15 protein-coding genes are annotated in these 19,686 nt (G+C 70.0%); 10 read left to right on the plus strand and 5 right to left on the minus strand.

What is annotated here, in order from left to right; all coding sequences use genetic code 11:
• Positions 1-52 precede the first annotated feature (52 nt).
• Both ABZZ22_RS14065 and ABZZ22_RS14070 read left to right on the plus strand, forming a co-directional pair.
• Positions 53-1,027 (plus strand): RNA polymerase subunit sigma-70, encoded by a 975-nt coding sequence (locus ABZZ22_RS14065; protein ID WP_354932282.1) that lies wholly within the window; start codon positions 53-55, stop codon positions 1,025-1,027.
• 107 nt (positions 1,028-1,134) lie between these two features.
• Positions 1,135-1,917, plus strand: a complete 783-nt coding sequence (locus ABZZ22_RS14070; RefSeq protein WP_354932284.1) for an SDR family oxidoreductase — start codon at positions 1,135-1,137, stop codon at positions 1,915-1,917.
• A gap of 15 nt (positions 1,918-1,932) precedes the next feature.
• On the opposite strand, the gene ABZZ22_RS14075 is transcribed toward ABZZ22_RS14070, so the two are convergent.
• Positions 1,933-3,669, minus strand: coding sequence for an ABC transporter ATP-binding protein (locus ABZZ22_RS14075; RefSeq protein WP_354932286.1), 1,737 nt, complete (start codon positions 3,667-3,669; stop codon positions 1,933-1,935).
• On the minus strand, positions 3,666-5,405 hold the full coding sequence (locus ABZZ22_RS14080; protein ID WP_354932288.1) for an ABC transporter ATP-binding protein: 1,740 nt from the start codon (positions 5,403-5,405) through the stop codon (positions 3,666-3,668). The genes ABZZ22_RS14075 and ABZZ22_RS14080 overlap by 4 nt, the downstream gene beginning before the upstream one ends.
• 80 nt (positions 5,406-5,485) lie before the next feature.
• On the opposite strand from ABZZ22_RS14080, the gene ABZZ22_RS14085 reads away from it, so the two are divergent.
• The 4 genes from ABZZ22_RS14085 (at position 5,486) to ABZZ22_RS14100 (ending at position 10,459) form a co-directional block, all read left to right on the plus strand.
• Positions 5,486-6,211, plus strand: a complete 726-nt coding sequence (locus tag ABZZ22_RS14085) for a hypothetical protein (protein ID WP_354932290.1) — start codon at positions 5,486-5,488, stop codon at positions 6,209-6,211.
• A 661-nt stretch (positions 6,212-6,872) separates the two neighbouring features.
• The gene (locus ABZZ22_RS14090; RefSeq protein ID WP_354932292.1) at positions 6,873-8,234 is read left to right on the plus strand and encodes an HNH endonuclease signature motif containing protein; all 1,362 of its coding nucleotides are present in this window, start codon (positions 6,873-6,875) and stop codon (positions 8,232-8,234) included.
• A 700-nt stretch (positions 8,235-8,934) separates the two neighbouring features.
• Positions 8,935-9,813 carry a glycerophosphodiester phosphodiesterase family protein gene (locus ABZZ22_RS14095; RefSeq protein ID WP_354932294.1) on the plus strand — a complete coding sequence of 293 codons (879 nt, stop codon included), beginning with the start codon at positions 8,935-8,937 and terminating at the stop codon, positions 9,811-9,813.
• A 28-nt stretch (positions 9,814-9,841) separates the two neighbouring features.
• Positions 9,842-10,459, plus strand: a complete 618-nt coding sequence (locus tag ABZZ22_RS14100) for a helix-turn-helix domain-containing protein (RefSeq protein ID WP_354932296.1) — start codon at positions 9,842-9,844, stop codon at positions 10,457-10,459.
• Here ABZZ22_RS14100 and ABZZ22_RS14105 read toward each other — a convergent pair.
• Positions 10,448-10,705 (minus strand): hypothetical protein, encoded by a 258-nt coding sequence (locus tag ABZZ22_RS14105; RefSeq protein ID WP_354932298.1) that lies wholly within the window; start codon positions 10,703-10,705, stop codon positions 10,448-10,450. The two genes, ABZZ22_RS14100 and ABZZ22_RS14105, sit on opposite strands and share 12 nt — an antisense overlap.
• The gene (locus ABZZ22_RS14110) at positions 10,702-12,018 is read right to left on the minus strand and encodes a PspC domain-containing protein (protein WP_354932300.1); all 1,317 of its coding nucleotides are present in this window, start codon (positions 12,016-12,018) and stop codon (positions 10,702-10,704) included. The genes ABZZ22_RS14105 and ABZZ22_RS14110 overlap by 4 nt, the downstream gene beginning before the upstream one ends.
• 123 nt (positions 12,019-12,141) lie before the next feature.
• Here ABZZ22_RS14110 and ABZZ22_RS14115 point away from each other — a divergent pair, with 123 nt between their 5' ends.
• Both ABZZ22_RS14115 and ABZZ22_RS14120 read left to right on the plus strand, forming a co-directional pair.
• Positions 12,142-13,464, plus strand: coding sequence for a PspC domain-containing protein (locus ABZZ22_RS14115; RefSeq protein WP_354932302.1), 1,323 nt, complete (start codon positions 12,142-12,144; stop codon positions 13,462-13,464).
• Complete coding sequence (locus tag ABZZ22_RS14120) at positions 13,457-14,104, plus strand: response regulator transcription factor (RefSeq protein ID WP_292651339.1); 648 nt, start codon at positions 13,457-13,459, stop codon at positions 14,102-14,104. Before ABZZ22_RS14115 ends, ABZZ22_RS14120 begins: the two co-directional genes overlap by 8 nt.
• Positions 14,105-14,271: 167 nt before the next feature.
• On the opposite strand, the gene ABZZ22_RS14125 is transcribed toward ABZZ22_RS14120, so the two are convergent.
• Positions 14,272-16,542, minus strand: coding sequence for a bifunctional SulP family inorganic anion transporter/carbonic anhydrase (locus ABZZ22_RS14125; protein ID WP_354932304.1), 2,271 nt, complete (start codon positions 16,540-16,542; stop codon positions 14,272-14,274).
• Between the two features lie 173 nt (positions 16,543-16,715).
• Between ABZZ22_RS14125 and ABZZ22_RS14130 the strand changes: the two genes are divergently transcribed.
• Complete coding sequence (locus ABZZ22_RS14130) at positions 16,716-17,078, plus strand: hypothetical protein (RefSeq protein WP_179656105.1); 363 nt, start codon at positions 16,716-16,718, stop codon at positions 17,076-17,078.
• A gap of 61 nt (positions 17,079-17,139) precedes the next feature.
• The gene (gene pcrA, locus ABZZ22_RS14135) at positions 17,140-19,599 is read left to right on the plus strand and encodes a DNA helicase PcrA (protein ID WP_354932307.1); all 2,460 of its coding nucleotides are present in this window, start codon (positions 17,140-17,142) and stop codon (positions 19,597-19,599) included.
• Positions 19,600-19,686 lie beyond the last annotated feature (87 nt).

The raw sequence follows: 19,686 nt of genomic DNA on the forward strand, positions 1-19,686 counted from the left end.
CTCCGGTGTGCGTGACGGGCCCTGGGGCTCCTAGGCCCTACGCTCACCTCTCATGAGTGTGATGGTCGACCCGTTCGTGGACGCTGCCGAGAAGCACCGGCGCGAGCTGAGGGTGCACTGCTACCGGATGGTGGCGAGCTTCGACGAGGCCGAGGACCTGGTGCAGGAGACCATGGTCAAGGCGTGGGAGCGCCGCGACCAGCTGACCGACCCGGAGGCAGTCCGGTCGTGGCTCTACCGGATCGCGACCAACACCTGTCTCGACTTCCTGCGTCGCGAGGAGCGGCGCCCGAGGACGTACGCCGCGCTGCCGGGCTTCGACCACGGCAACGGTGAGCCCCCGGAGTTGCTGGAGTGGCTGCAGCCGTTCCCCGACGCCCTGCTGGAGCCCGAGCGGCCGGAGGACGAGGCGGTCGCGCGGGAGACCATCGAGCTGGTCTTCCTGACCGCGATCCAGCACCTGACCCCGCAGCAGCGGGCGGTCTTCGTCTTCCGGGAGGTGCTCGGCTGGTCGGCCGCGGACACCGCGGCCGCGCTCGACGTCACGGTGGCAACGGCCAACTCGCTGCTGCAGCGGGCCAAGCCGGCGCTGCGCCGGCACCTGCCCGAGGACCGGTCGACCTGGCGCACCGAGGGGCCGACCGAGGAGGAGCGCAAGGTCATCGACGCCTACATCGCGGCGGGGGAGAGCAACTGGCGTGAGGGCATCACCGACCTGCTGACCAGCGACGCCGTGCTGACGATGCCGCCGAACCCGTTCTGGTTCTCCACCCGCCAGGCGTTGCTGGACTTCGTGCTGCCCAACCTCGACCCGTCATCCCCGACCTACCTCGGCGAGTGGTGCTTCATCCCGGCGGGCGCCAACCGGATGCCCGCGGTCGCGGGCTACGTACGCCGCCCGGGCACGACGATCTACCGGCCGCAGACGCTCGACGTGCTCCGGGTCGTCGACGGCAGGGTCGCCCAGATCACCACCTTCGAGCCGCATCTCTTCCCCGCCTTCGGGCTCCCGCAGGCGCTGTCCTGAGGCGGTTCCTGAAAAAACTTCGCGGCCACCCGATGAGTCGCTGCGCCTGCGTACGTCCTATGGGCAGATCACGCACACCTGTGCGTGAGGACACCACAGGAGACACCATGAACGCACAGCTCCAGGACCGCACCGCCATCGTCTGGGGCGGCGCGGGCGACATCGGCTCGACGACCGCGAAGGCCTTCGCCGAAGCCGGCGCCAAGGTCTATCTCGCCGGCCGCACCGAGGCCACGCTCGCGGCCGCAGCCGAGGAGGTCGGCGCCGCCGGCTTCGGCGTGGTCGACGTCCTCGACGAGGACGCCGTGGTCGCCTTCGTGGAGCGGGTCGTCGCCGAGACCGGCTCGCTCGACATCTCGTTCAACGTCGCCGACCGCGGCGACATCCAGGGTCAGCCGCTGCTGGAGATCTCGGCCGCCGACTACACCCAGCCGGTCGTACGCGGCATCACCGGCTCCTTCCACACCGCCCGCGCGGCCGCCCGGCAGATGGTCGCGCAGGGCCGCGGCGTGGTGCTCGCCCTCGACTCCGGCTCCGCGCGCGGCTCGGCGCCCGGCATGGGCGGGACGAGCGCCGCCGACGGTGCGCTCGACGCGCTGGTGCGCGACCTGGCCGCGGAGGTCGGACCCTCCGGCGTACGCGTCGTCGGGATCTGGACCGCCGGGCTCACCGAGACCTTCACCGCGGAGAAGTTCGAGCGGGTCATCGGGACCCGGCTTCCCGAGGAGGCCCTCGACGGGATCCGGGCCAACCTCGACGACATGCGGATGACCAAGCGGTCGCCGCGGCTGAAGGAGGTGGCCGACACCGTGACCTTCCTCGCCTCCGACGGGGCCGGCGCGATCACCGGCACCTGGCTCAACGTGAGCAGCGGGATGTATCCCAGCTGAGCTGGATCGCGCAGGTCAGGTGCGCCAGGAGTCCCAGAGCTTCGCATAGGACCCGCGGGCGGCGACGAGCTCGTCGTGGGGGCCGAACTCGGTGATCCGGCCGCCCTCGACCACGGCGACCCGGTCGGCGTCGTGGGCGGAGAAGAGCCGGTGGGCGATCGCGATGACCGTACGTCCCTCCAGCACCGCGGCCAGCGACCGCTCCAGGTGCCGGGCGGCGCGTGGGTCGATCAGCGAGGTCGCCTCGTCGAGCACCAGAGTGTGCGGATCAGCCAGGACGAGTCGGGCCAGGGCGATCTGCTGGGCCTGAGGGGCGGTCAGGGCGCGGCCGCCGGAGCCGACCTCGGTGTCCAGCCCCTCGGGGAGCGCCGCGACCCATTCGCGGGCGTCCACCGCCGCCAGGGCATCGAGCACCTCGGTGTCGGAGGCCCCGGGGCGCGCCAGGACGAGGTTGTCGCGCACGCTGCCAGCGAAGACGTGGTGCTCCTGGGTTACCAGCGCGACGTGGCCGCGTAGATCGTCGAGGGGAAGGTCGACCAGCGGTACGTCGCCGACCGTCACGGCTCCCGAACGCGGCGGATGGATGCCCGCGAGCAGCCGCCCGAGCGTCGACTTGCCGGCGCCCGACGGGCCGACCATGGCCACCCGCTCACCGACCCCGACGTCCATCGAGATGCCGTGGAGGACGTCGCGACCCTCGACGTAGGAGAACTTCACGTCGGAGGCCGCGATCTTCTCGTCGGCGGGTTCGGCGCCGGTGGCCACGCGGTCGTCGGGGACGTGCGCGACACCGAGGAGGCGAGCCAGGGACGTGTTGCCCATCTGCAGCTCGTCGAGGATCGAGACGATCCGGTTGACGGGGTCGATCAGCATCTGGACGTACAGCGTCGCCGCGGTCACGTCGCCGAGCGAGCAGACCCCCTGGGTGTAGAGCCAGCCGCCGAACATCAGCGTGGTGACCGTGGGGACGAGGTAGGAGATCTCCATCGCCGGGAAGAAGACCGTACGCAGGAACAGCGTGTAGCGCTCGGCACGGAACGAGGTCGCGATGTCGGCGTCAGCGGCCTCGATCCGACCGTTCTGGAGGCCGAGCGCCTCGACCGTGCGGGAGCCTTCGGCCGTCTCGGTGAGCGTCGAGTTGATCTGGGAGTAGGTCGCGGACTCGCGCAGGTAGCCGCCCTTGGCGCGGCGGAGGTACCAGCGCAGGCCGATCACGAGCGCCGGCACGCCGAGCAGGCACGGCAGGGCGACCCACCAGCCGACGGTGAGCGCGGCGATGAGCGTCGCGACCGCGGTCAGGCAGGCGATCGTCCACTCCGGCAGCGCGTAGCGGATCGACCAGTTGAGCTGGTCGACGTCACGGCCGGTGCGGGTCAGCAGATCGCCCGAGCCGGCGTCCTCGACGGTGCCGAGCGGGAGCGCCAGCGTGTTCTCGACGAACTCCTCGCGCAGCTCGGCCAGCACCTGCTCGCCGAGGACCTGGGAGAGGAACCGGGCGTAGCGGGTGAGCAGCACCTGGACCACGAGGAACCCGGCCAGCAGGGCCAGCAGGAGGTCGACATGCCCGGTCGTCGTACCCGTCTCGACGGACTCGACCAGGTCGCCGATCAGCCGCGGCGGCGCCAGCGCGGTGCCAGCGGCGAGCAGGTGCAGGCTCAGCGCACCCCAGAGCATCCGGGGGTGACGGCGGGCCAGGGTGGCGACGTAGGCGCGGACGTCCTTGTCCGTCGCCACCGGGAGCGCGGTCGTCACGAGGTGACCTCCTGTACGTCCTGAACCTCTCGCACGACCACACGGCGGTAGCCGGGGCAGCTTTCCAGCAGCTCGTGGTGCGTGCCGGTGGCCGCGACCCTCCCCTCCTCGAGGAAGACGACCACGTCGGCGGTGTCGAGCAGCAGCGGGCTGGTGGTGGTGACCACGGTCGTACGCCCGGCGCGGTGCGTCCGCAGCCGCGAGGCGATCCGAGCCTCGGTGTGCGCGTCGACCGCGGAGGTCGGTTCGACGAGGATCAGGATCTCGGGGTCGACGGTGAGCACCCGGGCCAGCGTCAGGCGTTGGCGCTGTCCGCCGGAGAGGCTGCGGCCGCGTTCGGTCACCTGGGCGCCGTAGCCGTCGGGGAGGGCCTCCAGGATGTCCTCGGCAGACGCTGTGTGCACGGCGGCCTCAGCCCCTTCACGGCCCGCCCGGCCGGTGACGTCGAGGACCTCGCCCAACGCACCGGAGAAGAGCTGGGCGCCGGTGTCGGAGACGATGATCCTGCGGCGTACTTCTTCCAGGGAGAGGTCGAGGAGCGGGACACCGCCGAGGGTGACCGACCGGTCTGCGGGGTCGTCGGGCGCCATCCGGCCGAGCTTGTCGGCGAGGCGGGAGGTGTCGTCGGGCTGCTCGGAGACCAGCGCGGTCAACCGCCCCGTCTCGATGCGCAGTCCCGCGACGGCGTCGCGGAGCTCGGAGCCCGTCGGGGGCATCGGCAGCGGTGCGTCGAGCGAGGCGTTGTCGGGATCCAGCGCGAGGACCTTGATGATCCGCTTGGCCGAGACCCGGGCACGGATGAGCTTGTTGGCATACTCCACCACCGTCCGCAGCGGAAGCATCAGGAACGCGGCGTAGCCGTAGAACGCGACCAGCTGCCCCGCGGTGATCTCGCCCGCGACCGCCATCCGCGCGCCGAGCCACACCACGGCGACCACGAACAGCCCGGGCAGCAGGATCTGCATCGCGTCGAGCACCGACTGCAGCCGGGCGACGCGGACCCCGGCGTGGCGTACGTCCTGCGACTTCCGCCGGTAACGCGCGCTGAAGACGTCCTCGCCGCCGATCCCGCGCAGCACCCGCAGGCCGCCGACGATGTCGGATGCGGTGTTGGACAGCTCGCCCATCAGATGTCGCTGGTCGGTCGAGACCTTCTGCAGCGGTGAGAGCAGGGGTCCGACGAGAAGCACGACCAGAGGTACGCCGATCAGCACCACCAGCCCGAGCGTGACCGAGGTCTGCAACAGGACGACGGCGACGACGAAGAAGGAGACCACCGCACCGGCGAACCTGGCCGAGACGTCCATGACCTGACCGATGTGGGACAGGTCGGAGGTGCCGATCGCGGCAACCTCGCCGGTCGAGACCTTGCGGGGGAGCGATGAGCCGAGGCGTACGGACTGCCGGGTCACCAGCTGCACGACCCGGTAGGCGGCGGTCAGCCAGTTGGTCACCGCGAAGCGGTGCCGGACGATCCCTGCGACCGCCTGCACGAGACCGACGCCGAGCAGTATGGCCGCGTAGATCGCCAGCGCGGGTACGTCCTTGGTGGCCACGCCCTCGTCGATCGCCCGCCCGATCACCAGCGGCATCACCGCCTGGGCGCTCATCCAGATGACACCGAAGAACATCCCGCCGAGCAGTGTCTGCCACTGCCCCCTCGCCATCCACCACAGGAAGCTGCCGGGGGACCGATGGTCCGCGACCCCGGGATGGTCGAGAGGGAGTCTGCGCACCTGGCCGATTATCAGCATTCCAGGGCGCCGCCGCGAACTGTTTTCCTGACCGCCGAGCCACGCGGGATATGGTTCGCGGCATGTCATGGACCAGGGGTGAGCGGCTCACCGACGCGCATCGGGAGCGGCTCATCGCGGCGGGGCTCGAGCCGGAGGTGCTCGTCGGGCTCGAGCTGAGCGAGATCACCGGGCCGCTGCCGGAGTGGTGGCACGAGGGCGGCAACGCGCTCTATCTGCGCGACGGGTATCCGCTCGACGGGCGGCTGATCGACCTGCTCGGGTTCTACCCGTTCTCCGACGCGCTGATCGTGGTGGCCACCGACATCACCTCGATGCAGGCGCTCCTGGTCGGTGGCGACTCGCCGACCATCTTCATCGGCCCGAACACGAGCATGGTCTGGGGCGAGATCTACTGTGGCGGCGGCTCCTCGGTGGTCCTCTCCGGCGGTCTCGTCGCCACGTCGCGCGCGCAGATCGACGCGCGCAACGGCGGCACGATCTTCGCCGCCCCCGACCAGCTCTGGGCCGCCAACGTCTATGTCGCCACCGACGACATGCACCGGCTCGAGGACGCCTCGACGGGGCAACGGATCAACCCCTACGGCGCCCACATCCGCTTCGGCGAGCACGTCTGGCTCGGCCGCGACGCCATCGTCACCGGCCACGCCGAGATCGGCGACGGCGCCGTCGTCGGCATGCGCGCCATGGTCCGCAACCAGAAGGTCGAGCCGCGTACCGCCGTCGCCGGTGTCCCCGCCCGCCTCATCCGCGAGAACGTCGTCTGGTCCGGCGACGACACGCCCTGACCTCGGATCTCGGTGGCCGAGCCTTGTCGAGACCACCCCGTGCGTCACGGTCACCCCTGAGAAGCCTCGTCGCCTCCGGTGGTCGAGCTTGTCGAGACCACCCACGCGCCACAGTCACCCCTGAGAGACCTCGTCACCCCGAGGGCCGCGGTCATCCCTGAGCGACCTCGTCACCCCGGTGGTCGAGCTTGTCGAGACCTCCCCTGTGTCACGGTCACCCCTGAGAGGCCTGTGTCGTCCGGGGTCGGGCTCGTTCGAGGATTCATGTGCCGGGGTCGGCTGAGCGACTTGGGTGCCTGACCGGGGGCCGTAGGGCGGGTGGGGCCTAGTGCCTGATCGGGTTGGGAGATTAAAGGCCAGGGTGTCCGGGCTGGGTGCCATTTGGCTGTCTTGCGGACTTCCAGCCTTGTCCGGGGGTTGCGTCGGGATATCTGTCCCTGTCCGGGTTTTCCAGACGTACGCCGTGGCCTGAATCAGCTTCTGAACATCGGTTCTGGGTCTCGGTCGAGATTGCACCTTTGGTGCATCGAATAAGTACTTATGAGAGACGAGACAGCACCGCCTAACCTGATGTGGTCGGTGGCATCAAAATGGCGTCTGATCTGCGAAAACAATACCTCAACGAGCTGCATATAACATGCTGATCTGGTAGAATAGGCGCATGGAAATCTCCTCTGATCCCGAGACCTCGCCCGGCCTGCTGGCCACGGTGCGGGCCTCGCGCGCGGTCGAGGACCAGGCCGCTCGCGACACCTTGATCGCCGCGGCTAGATATGCGGCTGCCAACGTCGTGGAAACCGTCGGTGAGGCGGCGATCCTGGAGGTCGACACCTACGGGGACCGGGCGGTGTTGTTGACCGGGCCAGGGGCGCCGTTGGTCTCCGAGGCCGCGGTGGTCGAGCTCGCCGCGGTCCTGGGATACTCGACCTACACCGGACGAAAGTACCTCGCCGACGCCGTCGAGCTCGCCTGGCGGCTGCCCCGCACCTGGGCCCGGATCCTGGATGGGTCCCTGACGACCTGGCGGGCCCGGCGGGTCGCGGACGTCACCCGCCACCTCGACCCCGAGGTCGCCACCTGGGTCGATGACCAGGTCGCCGCCCACGCCCACAAGATCGGCCTCACCCAGCTGGAACGGACCGCGAAGGAAGCAGCTGCTCTGTTCGAGCCCGACCTCGCCGCGGCGATCGCGGAGGAGGCCGTCGACCACCGGCGCTGCGACATCGGCACCGACCCCGGCCTGTTCCTGCCCCCGGTCGGTGCCGAACAAGGCCAAGCCGCCGGCGCCACCGCGCAGGTCACCGCGACCCTCGACGCCGCCGATGCTCTCGACCTGGAGGCCGCGGTCTCGGCGATCGCTCGCGGCCTCCTCGACCACGACACCACCAGCGACCTGTCCCTCGATGCCCGCCGCGCTGCGGCGCTGGGGGTCTTGGCCCGGGCCTACAACACCGGCTCCCTGGGCGCCGATCGTGCGGGCGTCCTCCCGGGGACCGGCCGGGTGATCGATCTGAAGATCCACACCGACACCCGCGACCTCGCGACCACCGGCCTGGTCCGGATCGCGAACACCCGCGGCCTGGCCACCATCGAACAACTCGACCGCTGGGCCACCCTGCCCGGCGTGACCATCCGACCGATGACGGTGATCGACCTGAACGAGGAGATCACCACCGACGCCTACACCCCCACGACACGGCTACGGACCCAGATCCGCCTCATCGATCAGACCTGCGCCTTCCCCCACGGCAACGTCAAGGCCGAGAACTGCGACCTCGACCACCGCATCGCGTTCGACCAGGGCGGCAAGACCACCACCTCGAACCTGACCTGCCTGTGCCGACGCCACCACCGCGCCAAAACCCACCTCGGCTGGACCTACCAACGCCTCGCCCCCGGCCGCTACCAATGGCGATCACCCCACGGCTATGAGTTCCTCACCAGCCCAGAGGGCACAGTCGACCTCACCTCAGGCGCAGCGCCTGTCGCGGGCAACGACGTCAGCCAAGCCGACGCGGCCTGACCCACAGACACACTCGCTCCCGGCATACGCCCTGATCTCACTGAACCCAGTCAGGGACAGATATCCCGACCCAACCCCCGGACAAGGCTGGAAGCCCGCAAGACAGCCAAATGGCACCCAGCCCGGACACCCTGGCCTTTAATCTCCCAACCCAGTCAGGCACTAGGCCCCACCCGCCCTACGGCCCCCAGTCAGGCACCCAAGCCGCTCAGTCGACCCCGGCACAGAAATCTCAACAAGCCCGACCCCGGACGACAGAGGCCTCTCAGAGTCGACCACGACACAGGGATGGTCTCGACAAGCTCGACCACCGGGGTCACGAGGTCGCTCAGGGGTGTCCGTGACGCACGGGGTGGTCTCGACAAGCTCGACCACCGGAGACGACAAACCCCTCAGGCCGACCGTGACGCAGGGGTGGTCTCGACAAGCTCGACCTCCGGAGGTGGCAAGGGCCTCTCGGGTCGGCGTGGCGCAGGGGTGGTCTCGGCGGGTTCGACCTCCGGGAGTGACGGCGTCTCTCGAGTGAGCGTCGCACGGGGCGTGGTCCCGACGGGCTCGACCTCCGGAGGTGGCGAGGGTTTCTCGGGTCGGCCGTGGCGTGGGGGCTCGACGAGATCCACCCCCGAACGGCCTGCCGCTCGTAACGTCCCATTCACATTCCGCCCGCCGCGGCGTCGCTGCCGCCACGCACGCTGGCGTCATGGCATCGGCCCACCGCCCTCTTGTGATCGGCCATCGCGGAGCACCCGGCTATCTGCCGGAGCACTCCTTGGAGTCCTACCGTCTGGCGCTGCGCCAAGGCGTGGACGCGCTCGAGACCGACGTCGTGATGACCAAGGACGGCGTCATGGTGCTCCGGCACGAGAACGAGCTCACCCGCACCACGGACGTGGCCTCACGCGAGGAGTTCGCGCAGCGGCGTACGTCCAAGGTCGTCAGTGGCAAGGAGTGGACGGGCTGGTTCACCGAGGACTTCACCTTCCCTGAGCTGCTCAGCCTCGGGGCGCCGACGGAGAGCCAGCCGATCATCACGCTGGACACGCTGCTGCTGCTCGTCGCCGACGAGTCGCAGCGCCGCGGGCGGCGGGTGGGGCTGCACGTCGAGGTCAAGCACCCGACGTACTTCGCCTCCATCGGTCTGCCCGTCACCGAGATCCTCCTGCAGACCCTGGCTGACCACGGCGTCGACGCCTGGAACAGCCTCCCTGGCCTGCCCACCCAACGAGTCTGGCTGCAGAGCTTCGACGAGGCGTGGGTGCGGGAGATGAGCACTCGTACGGACCTGCCGCTGGTGCAGCTGATCGACAAGAAGTGGGGTGCGGTCGACTGTGCGGAGATCGCGGCGTACGCCCATGCCATCGGCCCCAAGAAGTCGATGGTGCGCAAGAAGGGGCAGCCGCCGACCGGCTTGGCCGACGAGGCCCACCGCCACGGGCTGAAGGTCTTCGTCTGGACTCTGAAAGCCGGTCGTGACCAGGCAGATCGCCTCTTCGAGGCAGGCGTCGACGGGGTGTTCGCCGACTACCCGAACCGGCCGATCGCGGCCTTGGCGGAGATCACACAGAAACAGACCGCCTGAGGCTGGCGCCCCCGCGTAGGGTTGCCGCATGCCGCCCCTGAACGCGGACCGCGCGGTCCTGATCGCAGCCCGTGAGGTCCTGCTCAGGGACCCTCGCGCGACGATGGCCGCGGTCGCCGAGGAGGCCGGGATGGGGGTCGCCGGGCTCTACCGTCGCTACGCCAACAAGCAGGCGCTGCTGCGCGCGGTCGCCGCCGACAACTATCGCCGCTTCATCGCCTTCGCGGAGGCGGCGCTGAGCGACACCGACGACCCGTGGCACGCGTTCACCGGCTTCCTGAGCCAAGTCCTCGACGACGGGCTCCCGAGGCTCACCCTCGCGCTGCGTGGCGAGGTGGTGCTCGACCAGGGCCTGCACGACCTGGACAGGTTGGCGGTCCACACCACCAACCGGCTCCTGCGCGCCGCTCGCGGCAGTGGCATCCTACGCGCCGACGTCACCCGCGCCGACATCACCGTGCTCCTCGAGCAGATCGCTCGCCTCGACGTAGGAGACGACGTACGCAGCGCCGCCCTGCGCCGCCGCTATCTGGCCCTCGTCTGCGACGGCCTGCGCGCCGACGCGGCGCACCGCCGCCTCCCCGGCCCACCCCCGCACGAGGGCGAGCTCATCGGGCGTTGGACCGGAGATCCCTCATCTGCGTGAGCGCAGCAGGGTCGCGACCAGCCCGGCCCCGCCGCCGATGATCCACGGCAGCGGCAGCAGCCAGCGCAGGTCCTCCACGGTGTTCACGACGAAGGTGCCGGTTTCGATCACGGCCCAGAGGCCGACGAAGGTCAGGAACACCAGTCCCATCACGAGGTGACCGATGTTGACCGGGTGGCGGCCGGACCGCTTCTCCGACGCCGGGTCGTTCTCAGGGAAGGGCGGGGCGGCGTAGTCGTAGCTCATCGGATGCTCCGTTCGATCGCGTCGCGTACGTTCTCGGCCCTGGGGTCGCTCTCCCGGAAGACCTTGATGGCGCCGAGATCGGTCAGTGCGGTGATGTGGAGGTCGGCCTCGGGGTCCTCGCCCTCCGAGCTGGTGTTGGCGTTGGCCTGGAGGGTGCGCTCGAGGTGGGCGCCGTCGATGTCGCCGACGGACGTCTCGAAGACCTTCGCCTCGCCGGGGCCCGTGACCCGGGCGTCGACCGCGACGGAGGCGTCGTCGGGGACGATCACGGTGATCTCGCCGACCTCGCCGCGGATCTCGACGTGCTCACCGTCGAGGGTGTCCCCGTCGAGCTCACCGAGGTCGATCCGTGCCTCGCCGACGCTGAAGGAGTACGTCTCCTGGAGCTCGGCCACGGTCCGCGGCTGCGCGTCGATGGGTGTCGTGAGCTGAAGGCCGGTGCGGCCGACCATCGAGACGGCCGTGGTTCCGGCCAGCACGAGGAGGGACACCAGGCCCAGCGCGATCAGACCGCCGGCGCGACCCCAGAAGGCACCGAGAACGAGGAAGGCGCCGAAGACCGCTGTCACAGCGGCCGGGTAGGTGCTGGCGGAGACGGGGAACCAGCCGGCGACGTCGGCCAGGCCGAGCAGGCCGGCGACCAGTGCTGCCGTCGCGAGCGCCGGCCCGAACAGCAGCGGCGGCTTGGGCCGACGGGGCAGCTGCATCTGGGGCGGCACCGAGGTCCACGGGGCGGGCATCGGGCTCGGCTGAGCTGCGAGGACGGCCGTGTCGGGGTTGCGCGGGGCGCCGGGATCGCCGGGGTCGTTCTGGCGGCCCGGGGCGTTCGGCGAGGTGGCGGTCTTCTTCTTGTCCCGGTTGATCCACCACACCGCCACGACGCCGAGCACCAGCAGCCAGAACCACGGGATGTTCGTGTCGCCGAGGGCGTCGCCGAGCAGGGAGAGCGTGGCGATACCGGCCGCGACCCAGAGCAGCAGGTTCCGCGTCGGTGGCCCGACCGGCATGAAGCCGTCCTCCTGGCCGTCCTCGGGTGCGAGCAGCCACGCGGCGACGTACACGATCGCCCCGGCGCCGCCGAAGAAGACCGACACCACGAGCAGGATCCGCACCAGCAGCGGGTCGACGTCGAGATGGCGTGCGATCCCACCCGCGACACCGGCGATGTGCCGTCCCTCGGGGGCCGTGCTGGTGGTACGCCGCAGAGCGCCCAGGTTGCGCAGCTGGTCGCGCGACGGGCGGGGACTGGGATCGGAGCCAGCAGGAGCCGACTCGGTCGTGGGAGGCTCGGGCGCCTCGGGCGGGATCGTCACACCTCAACTCTGACTCATCCGCTGCCCGTAGCCCATCAGGGACGGCCCTGAGATCCGACTCGGCAAGGATCAGGGGGAATCCTCATGGTGCCTGCCCGGGCGAGGTGTGACGATGGAGTCACCATGACGACACCTGCCCCTCCGGCTCCCGTGCCGACCGAAGCACGGCCACCGGTACGCCGCGCCTACCGCGACACCGACGCCTCCGTCATCGGTGGCGTCGCAGCCGGCCTCGCCGAGCACCTCGGCCTGCCGGTGCTGGCCGTACGCGCGTTCTTCGTCGTCACCGCGATCTTCAACGGCATCGGCATCATGCTGTACGCCGCGCTGTGGATCTTCATCCCCGCCGCACCGCACCTGGAGAAGTCCACCCCGGGCGCCGAGAGCGCGACCCGCGGCGGCCGCCGTCCCGGCACCCGGCGCGGCGGTGTCGACGTGGGCCCGGCGATCGCCCTGCTGGCGCTCGGTATCGGCGGGATCGTCCTCTTCGACACGCTGCTCGGCCCCGGGGCCCTGGTCTGGCCGCTGATGCTCGGCATCGCCGGGGTGGCGCTGCTGTGGCGCCAGGCCGACGAGGCCCAGCGCGAGCGCTGGATCAACAGCACCGGACGGCTCGACCTGGTGCGGATGATCTTCGGCAAGGGCGGCTGGCAGGCCTACCTTCGGGTCGGTGCCGGTCTCGGCCTGCTGCTCGTCGCCGTCGTCCTGGCCGGTGGCCAGCTCGACTTCGGCAACGCCTCGGGCGTGATCATCGCCGGTGTGCTGGTGCTCGGTGCCGGCTTCCTCGTCGCCGGGCCGTGGATGCACCAGCTGGCCAGCGACCTCGGCAGCGAGCGCGAGGAGCGGATCCGAACGCAGGAGCGCGCCGACATGGCGGCCCACCTACACGACTCGGTGCTCCAGACCCTGGCCCTGATCCAGCGCAACTCGGACGACCCGGCGATGGTGCAGAAGCTCGCCCGCGCCCAGGAGCGCGACCTGCGCGAGTGGCTCTTCTCCGACCCGGTCGCCCCCGACGAGACCTTCGCGGCGGCCCTCAAGGCCGCGGCCGCCGAGGTCGAGGACTCCCACGGAGTCACCGTCGACGTGGTGGTCGTCGGCGACGGTCCCTACGACGACTCGGTGCGCGTGATCGTCGCCGCCAGCCGCGAGGCGGTCACCAACTCGGCCAAGCACGCCGGCACCGGACGCGTCGACGTCTATGCCGAGGCCACCGATGAGGCATTCGAGGTCTTCGTCCGCGACCGTGGTGCGGGCTTCGTCGTGGACGAGGTCTCCGCCGACCGACATGGCGTCCGCGACAGCATCATCGACCGGATGTCGCGCCACGGCGGCAGCGCTGTGGTGAGATCGTCTCCGGGCGAGGGCACCGAGGTGCGGCTGAAGCAGCCGCGCGCCGCTGAGACCGGCGGAACCTACTTTGGAGAGAAGGCCAATGATGAGTGAGGTCAAGGTCGTCATCGTCGACGACCACGCGATGTTCCGCACCGGCGTACGCGCCGAGCTGAGCCGCTCGCCGGTGATCCGGATCGTCGGAGAGGCCGAGGACGTCACCACCGCGGTCAAGGCGATCGCCGAGGGCAAGCCCGACGTGGTGCTGCTCGACGTCCACCTCCCCGGCGGTGGCGGTGTCGAGGTGATGCGCAAGGCACCAGCCGTCGACGGCTCGCCGCGCTACCTCGCGCTGTCGGTCTCCGACGCCGCCGAGGACGTCATCGGCACCATCCGCGGCGGTGCGCGCGGCTATGTCACCAAGACCATCACCGGCTCCGAGCTGGTCGCTGCGATCCAGCGGGTCTCCGGTGGAGACGCCGTCTTCTCGCCGCGCCTGGCGGGCTTCGTCCTCGACGCCTTCGCCGGCACCATCGCGATCGCCGACATCGACGAGGATCTCGACCGCCTGACCGAACGAGAGCGCGAGGTCATGCGGCTCATCGCTCGCGGCTACTCCTACAAGGAGGTCGCCGCCGAGCTGTTCATCTCGATCAAGACGGTCGAAACCCATATGTCCAACGTGCTGCGCAAGCTGCAGCTGTCGAGCCGTCACGAGCTCACCCGCTGGGCCAACGACCGCCGCTTGCTCTAGGGCATGGCTGGTAAAGACACGGCGGCCGCGAGCGGCGTTTCGGGCCGATCTGGCAAGGCGTCCGCCGCGAAGGCATCCTGGAGGCTGTCGAGTGGCGGCAACGCAGCCAGGTCGGATGCGAAACGTCGCGTAGCGGGCGTGGATTTGCCAGACATGCCCTAGATGTCCTAGGCGGGCTCGGGCGGGCGTGCCTCCATGAGGTGGGCGAGCTCGTCGGTCTCCGCGTCGGTCAACGTCGCGAACCCGTCGGCGCGCAGGATCTGCAGCGTGCCGTCGGAGATGTCCAGGAAGAGACCCACGAGGCGTACGTCCCGGCCGGTCAGGAGCCGTCCGAGCCGGTCGATCATCACCGCGACGTTGACCTGGGACACCTGGTCGACCTCGCTCCGGCCGGCCGCTGCCGCGGCGAGGCCGACCGGGTGCCCGGCCTGCCACTCCTGGAGCGCCGGCGCGGCGTGGCGCAGCCAGTCACCGACCGGCCCCGCGGGCACCTCACCGGCCCGGGTGTTCTTAAGCGCAGAGGTGATCGCGCCGCAGCGGGAGTGACCGCAGACGACGACGGTGTCGATCCCGAGGTCGTCCACGCCGAACAGCATCGGCGCCGCGACCGAGCTGTCCGGGCTGCCGGGCTCGGGCACGAGGTTGCCCATGGTGCGGACCGTCAGCAGGTCGCCGGGGCCGCTGGCGGTGATCAGGTTGGGTACGACCCTGGAGTCGACACAGGTCAGGAAGACCGCGTGCGGCTCCTGGCCCTCGGCGAGCCCCTCGTAGACCGGCCGCAGCGGCTCCGCGTGGCGGCGGTGGTACTCGCGGACGCCGAGGGCCAGCGGGTGGTGCGGATCGATGCGGTCGGGGCGTACGTCCTGCCAGGCGTTCCACGGCAGCAGCGCCCGCGGGCTGATCGGAGGCGCCTTCAGCGCGCGTTCCTGACGCGGCGCCTTGGTGCCGTGCGGACCGGAGTGCTCCACGAGCACGGTGCCACCGGCGGCCTCGTAGCGAGCACGCCAATGGTCGAGCTGGTCGCGTCCGGCGGGGTCGAAGTAGTCGACGAGAAGGTCGAGCTCCACGACCTGGCCCTCCGGGATCTCGGCGAGCCGGCTCACCAGCTTCGGCGTCGCCAGGAACGAGAGGCTGCCGTGCACCTCGACCAGCCACTTCTCCCGGCCGTCGGCCGCCTGGCCGGGGGAGCGTACGTCGATCCGTACGTGGACGAGCCGCCACAGCACCAGGACGAGAGCCGCGACCAGGCCGATCAGGACGCCCTCGATGAGGTTGAGCGCGAGCACGCCGATGATCGTCAGAGCGTAGATCCACAGCTCGCCGCGGGCATGCGCCTGGGTGATGTCGGCGGGCCTGACCAGGCCGGTCCCCATCATGATCAGCAGCCCGGCCAGGGCAGCGAGCGGGATCTGCTCCACGAGCCCGACCAGGACGAGGGCGAAGAGGAGCACCCAGACGCCGTGCAGGATCGCGGACGCGCGGGTGCGTGCGCCGGCCGCGACGTTGGTCGAGCTGCGCACGATGACGCCGGTGATGGGGAGGCCGCCGAGCGCCCCGGAGGCGGTGTTGGCGATCCCCTGGCCGACGAGCTCGCGGTCCAGGTTGCTGCGCGGGCCGCCATGCAGCTTGTCCACCGCGACCGCCGAGAGCAGGCTCTCGACGCTCGCGATCAGGGCGAGGGTCAGGACCGCTCCGGCCACGGCGAGCGGAGTGCCCTCCGGCAGCGCGACCGAGCCGATCTCGTCGAGCAGGTCGCCGCCGAGCTCGACCCGCTCGGCGCCCGGGAGCCAGGCGGCCGCGAGCAGGGTGAGCGCGACGATGGCCACGAGCTGGCCCGGCACCGCCCGGATCCGCTGCGGCAGCCGCGGCCAGGCGAGCAGGATTCCGATCACCCCGAGCCCCGCCAGGACGGCGTGGATGTTGGGCTCCTGCGCGTTGGCGAAGATGTGCTTGACGTTCTCGATCGCACTGGGCTGCGAGCGGCCGCCGAGGGCGACGTTGAGCTGGCCGAGGACGATCGAGATCCCGATGGCGGCGAGCATCGCGCAGACGACGGTCGGGGAGATCGCCAGGGCGTAGCGCCCGAGCCGGGTGGCCCCGAGCACGACCTGGAGGAGACCGGCCATCAGGGTGATCGCGCAGGTCGCCTCCCACCCGAACTCGGCGACCGTCTCGGCCACGACGACGGTGAGGCCGGCGGCCGGGCCGCTGACCTGCAGCGGGGAGCCGCCGAGGAGGCCGACGACGATGCCGCCCACGACGGCTGCGATCAGGCCCGCGGCGACAGGCGCACCGGAGGCGACGGCGATGCCGAGCGAGAGCGGCACGGCGACGAGGAAGACGACCAGCGAAGCAGGTAGGTCGAAGCGAATGGTGCGGCGAAGCTGATCGAGCGGTCGGGACCTGCCGGTGGGCAGGGGTGGGTTGGGTGATGACACGTCAGAATCCTCCATAACGGAGCCGAGAGCGACAGTGGCGGTCACGGCGAGAGTAGGCAGATGACGCGGAATTCCCCAAGACGGATGTGACCAAAATCGCGACACCGTTCGAATAGGTGCCCGGGGCGGTACCGCTTGAAAGCCGCTCAGACCGGGGATCTAGGCTGAACGCTATGGAGATCGTGCGGCACATTCTGCTCGTCATTCACCTGCTCGGCTTCGCCGCGCTCTTCGGCGGTCTGCTGGTCCAGATCAAGGCCCCTGACAAGGTCGCCAACGGCCTCATGCGGGATGGCTCGGGCACCGCTTTCCTGGCCGGTCTGCTGCTCGTCGGCGTCCTCGAGATGGGTGACGGCCCGGTCGACCACGCCAAGGTCGGCGTGAAGCTCGTGATCGGGCTCGTCATCCTCGGCCTGGTGATGTCCCAGCTGCGCAAGCCCAAGATCGCCGACGGGCTCTACTGGACCATCTTCGGCCTGACGATCATCAACGTCTGCGTCGCGGTCTTCTGGTCCTCCGCGCACGTCGCGGCGTAACCCTCACCTCGGGGTCGTCGACCCGTCACTTGTCGGTGCCAGCCCCTAGGCTGGAGCCAGCATGAGTACGCCTGACCAGACCCCTGTTGCCACCATCCCGGGCCTCGAGGCCTTCGCCTCGGCGCAGCCGGCCGACGAGCCGCGTACGAAACCACGCGGACCGAGCGTCGAGGAACTCCTCGACGGGCTCAACGAGCCTCAGAAGGCGGCCGTGCAGCATCACGGCGCGCCGCTGCTGGTTGTCGCCGGTGCGGGGTCGGGCAAGACTCGGGTGCTCACCCGGCGGATCGCATGGCTGATCTCCCAGCGCGGTGCCCACCCCGGCAGCATCCTGGCGATCACCTTCACCAACAAGGCCGCGGCCGAGATGAAGGAGCGCGTCGAGGCCCTGATCGGCAAGCGCGCCCGGATCATGTGGGTCTCCACCTTCCACAGCGCCTGCGTGCGGATCCTTCGCAAGGAGATCGACAAAGTGGGGCTCAAGTCCAACTTCTCGATCTACGACGCCCAGGACCAGAAGCGGCTGATGCAGCTGGTCCTCAGCGATCTCGACCTGGACCCGCGCCACTACCAGCCAGGCCAGGTGCTCAACTGGGTCAGCGACCAGAAGAACGAGCTGCGCGACGTCGAGGCGGCCGAGAAGGACGCGCGCAACCACCTCGAGCAGACCTATGTGGCGGCCTACAAGGAGTATCAGAAGCGGCTGCGGCAGGCGAACGCCCTCGACTTCGACGACCTGATCATGTCCACCGTCGAGCTCTTCCGCGCCTACCCGGAGGTGCGCGAGGTCTACCGGCGCCGGTTCCGGCATGTGCTGGTAGACGAATACCAGGACACCAACCACGCCCAGTACGCCCTGGTCCACGAGCTCTGCGCCGACCAGATGGACGACACCGCGCTGACCGACTCCTATGTCGACGAGGCCCCGCGTGCCGAACCTGCCGAGCTGATGGTCGTCGGTGACGCCGACCAGTCGATCTACGCCTTCCGCGGCGCCAACATCCGCAACATCCTCGACTTCGAGCAGGACTTCCCCAACGCGACCACGATCCTTCTGGAGCAGAACTACCGCTCCACCCAGACGATCCTCACCGCCGCCAACGCGGTCATCAAGAACAACAAGGGTCGCAAGGAGAAGGCGCTGTGGAGCGATGCCGGCAACGGTGAGCGGATCGTCGGGTACGTCGCTGACGACGAGCGCGACGAGGCCAGGTTCGTCTCCGACGAGATCGACAAGCTCGTCGACGGCGGGCTCAAGGCCGCCGACGTGGCCGTCTTCTACCGCACCAACGCCCAGTCGCGCGTCTTCGAGGAGGTGTTCATCCGCACCGGCCAGCCCTACAAGGTCGTCGGTGGGGTGCGCTTCTACGAGCGCAAGGAGGTGCGCGATGCCCTGGCCTACCTGCGCACCCTGGCCAACCCCGACGACCAGGTCTCGCTCCGAAGGATCCTCAACACCCCCAAGCGAGGCATCGGCGACCGCGCCGTGGCCTGCGTCAACGCGCTCGCCGACCGCGACGGCCTGACCTTCTGGGAAGCGCTGCAGAAGGCCGAGGACGCCCCCGGAATGGCCACCCGCAGCCTGACCAACATCAAGGCCTTCGTGGCGATGGTCGAGGAGCTGCTGCAGATGGTCGACGCCGGCGAACGTGCCGACGTCGTCTTGGAGACCGTGCTCGACCGGTCGGGCTATCTCGCCTCGTTGGAGGAGTCCGACGACCCGCAGGACGAGACCCGCGTGGAGAACCTCGCCGAGCTCGTCGCGGTCGCCCGTGAGTTCTCCGACGACCCCGTCGCCGCCCCGAGCGCGGACCCGGTAGATGTCGATGCCGGCACCGTCGTACCCGGCCTGCCCGACTTCCTGGAGCGGGTCGCCCTGGTCGCGGACACCGACCAGATCCCCGACGACGAGGACGGTGTGGTCACCTTGATGACCCTCCACACCGCGAAGGGCCTGGAGTTTCCCGCGGTCTTCCTCACCGGCATGGAGGACGGCGTCTTTCCGCACTCCCGGGCTCTCGGCGACGGGACCGAGCTCGAGGAGGAGCGCCGACTGGCCTACGTCGGCATCACCCGGGCGGAGAAGCGGCTCTTCATCTCGCGTGCCGTGGTCCGCTCTGCCTGGGGCGCGCCCTCGCACAATCCCGGCAGCCGTTTCCTCGACGAGCTCCCCGTCGACCTGGTCGACTGGCGGCGCACCGAGAAGGAGATGTCCTCCTGGGGCCGGCCGAGCTTCGCCAACGACACCTGGGGCGGTGGCCAGCGACTCGGGCAGCCCACCGCCGCCGGACGCCGCAACTTCTCCTCGGCCGCGCTGCGTGCCGACGCCGCGTCGAAGTCGAAGCCGGCCCGCGAGATCCCGTCCTTGGACCCGGGTGACCGCGTCACCCACGACTCCTTCGGCCTCGGCACCGTGGTGACCGTCGAAGGCACCGCCGACAAGCAGGTCGCCAGCATCGACTTCGGTGAGACCGGGGTCAAGCGGCTGCTGCTGCGCTACGCACCGGTCGAGAAGCTGTGATTCCCCGCTGGTCGAGCCGCCGGAGCCGCTAGGCGGAGGCGTGTCGAGACCAACACAGTCCCATCAGCGCTGAAGAGGACTGTGTTG

The sequence above is a fragment of the Nocardioides sp. NPDC006273 genome (assembly GCF_040613495.1).
In the GTDB taxonomy this organism is placed as follows: Bacteria; Actinomycetota; Actinomycetes; order Propionibacteriales; family Nocardioidaceae; genus Nocardioides.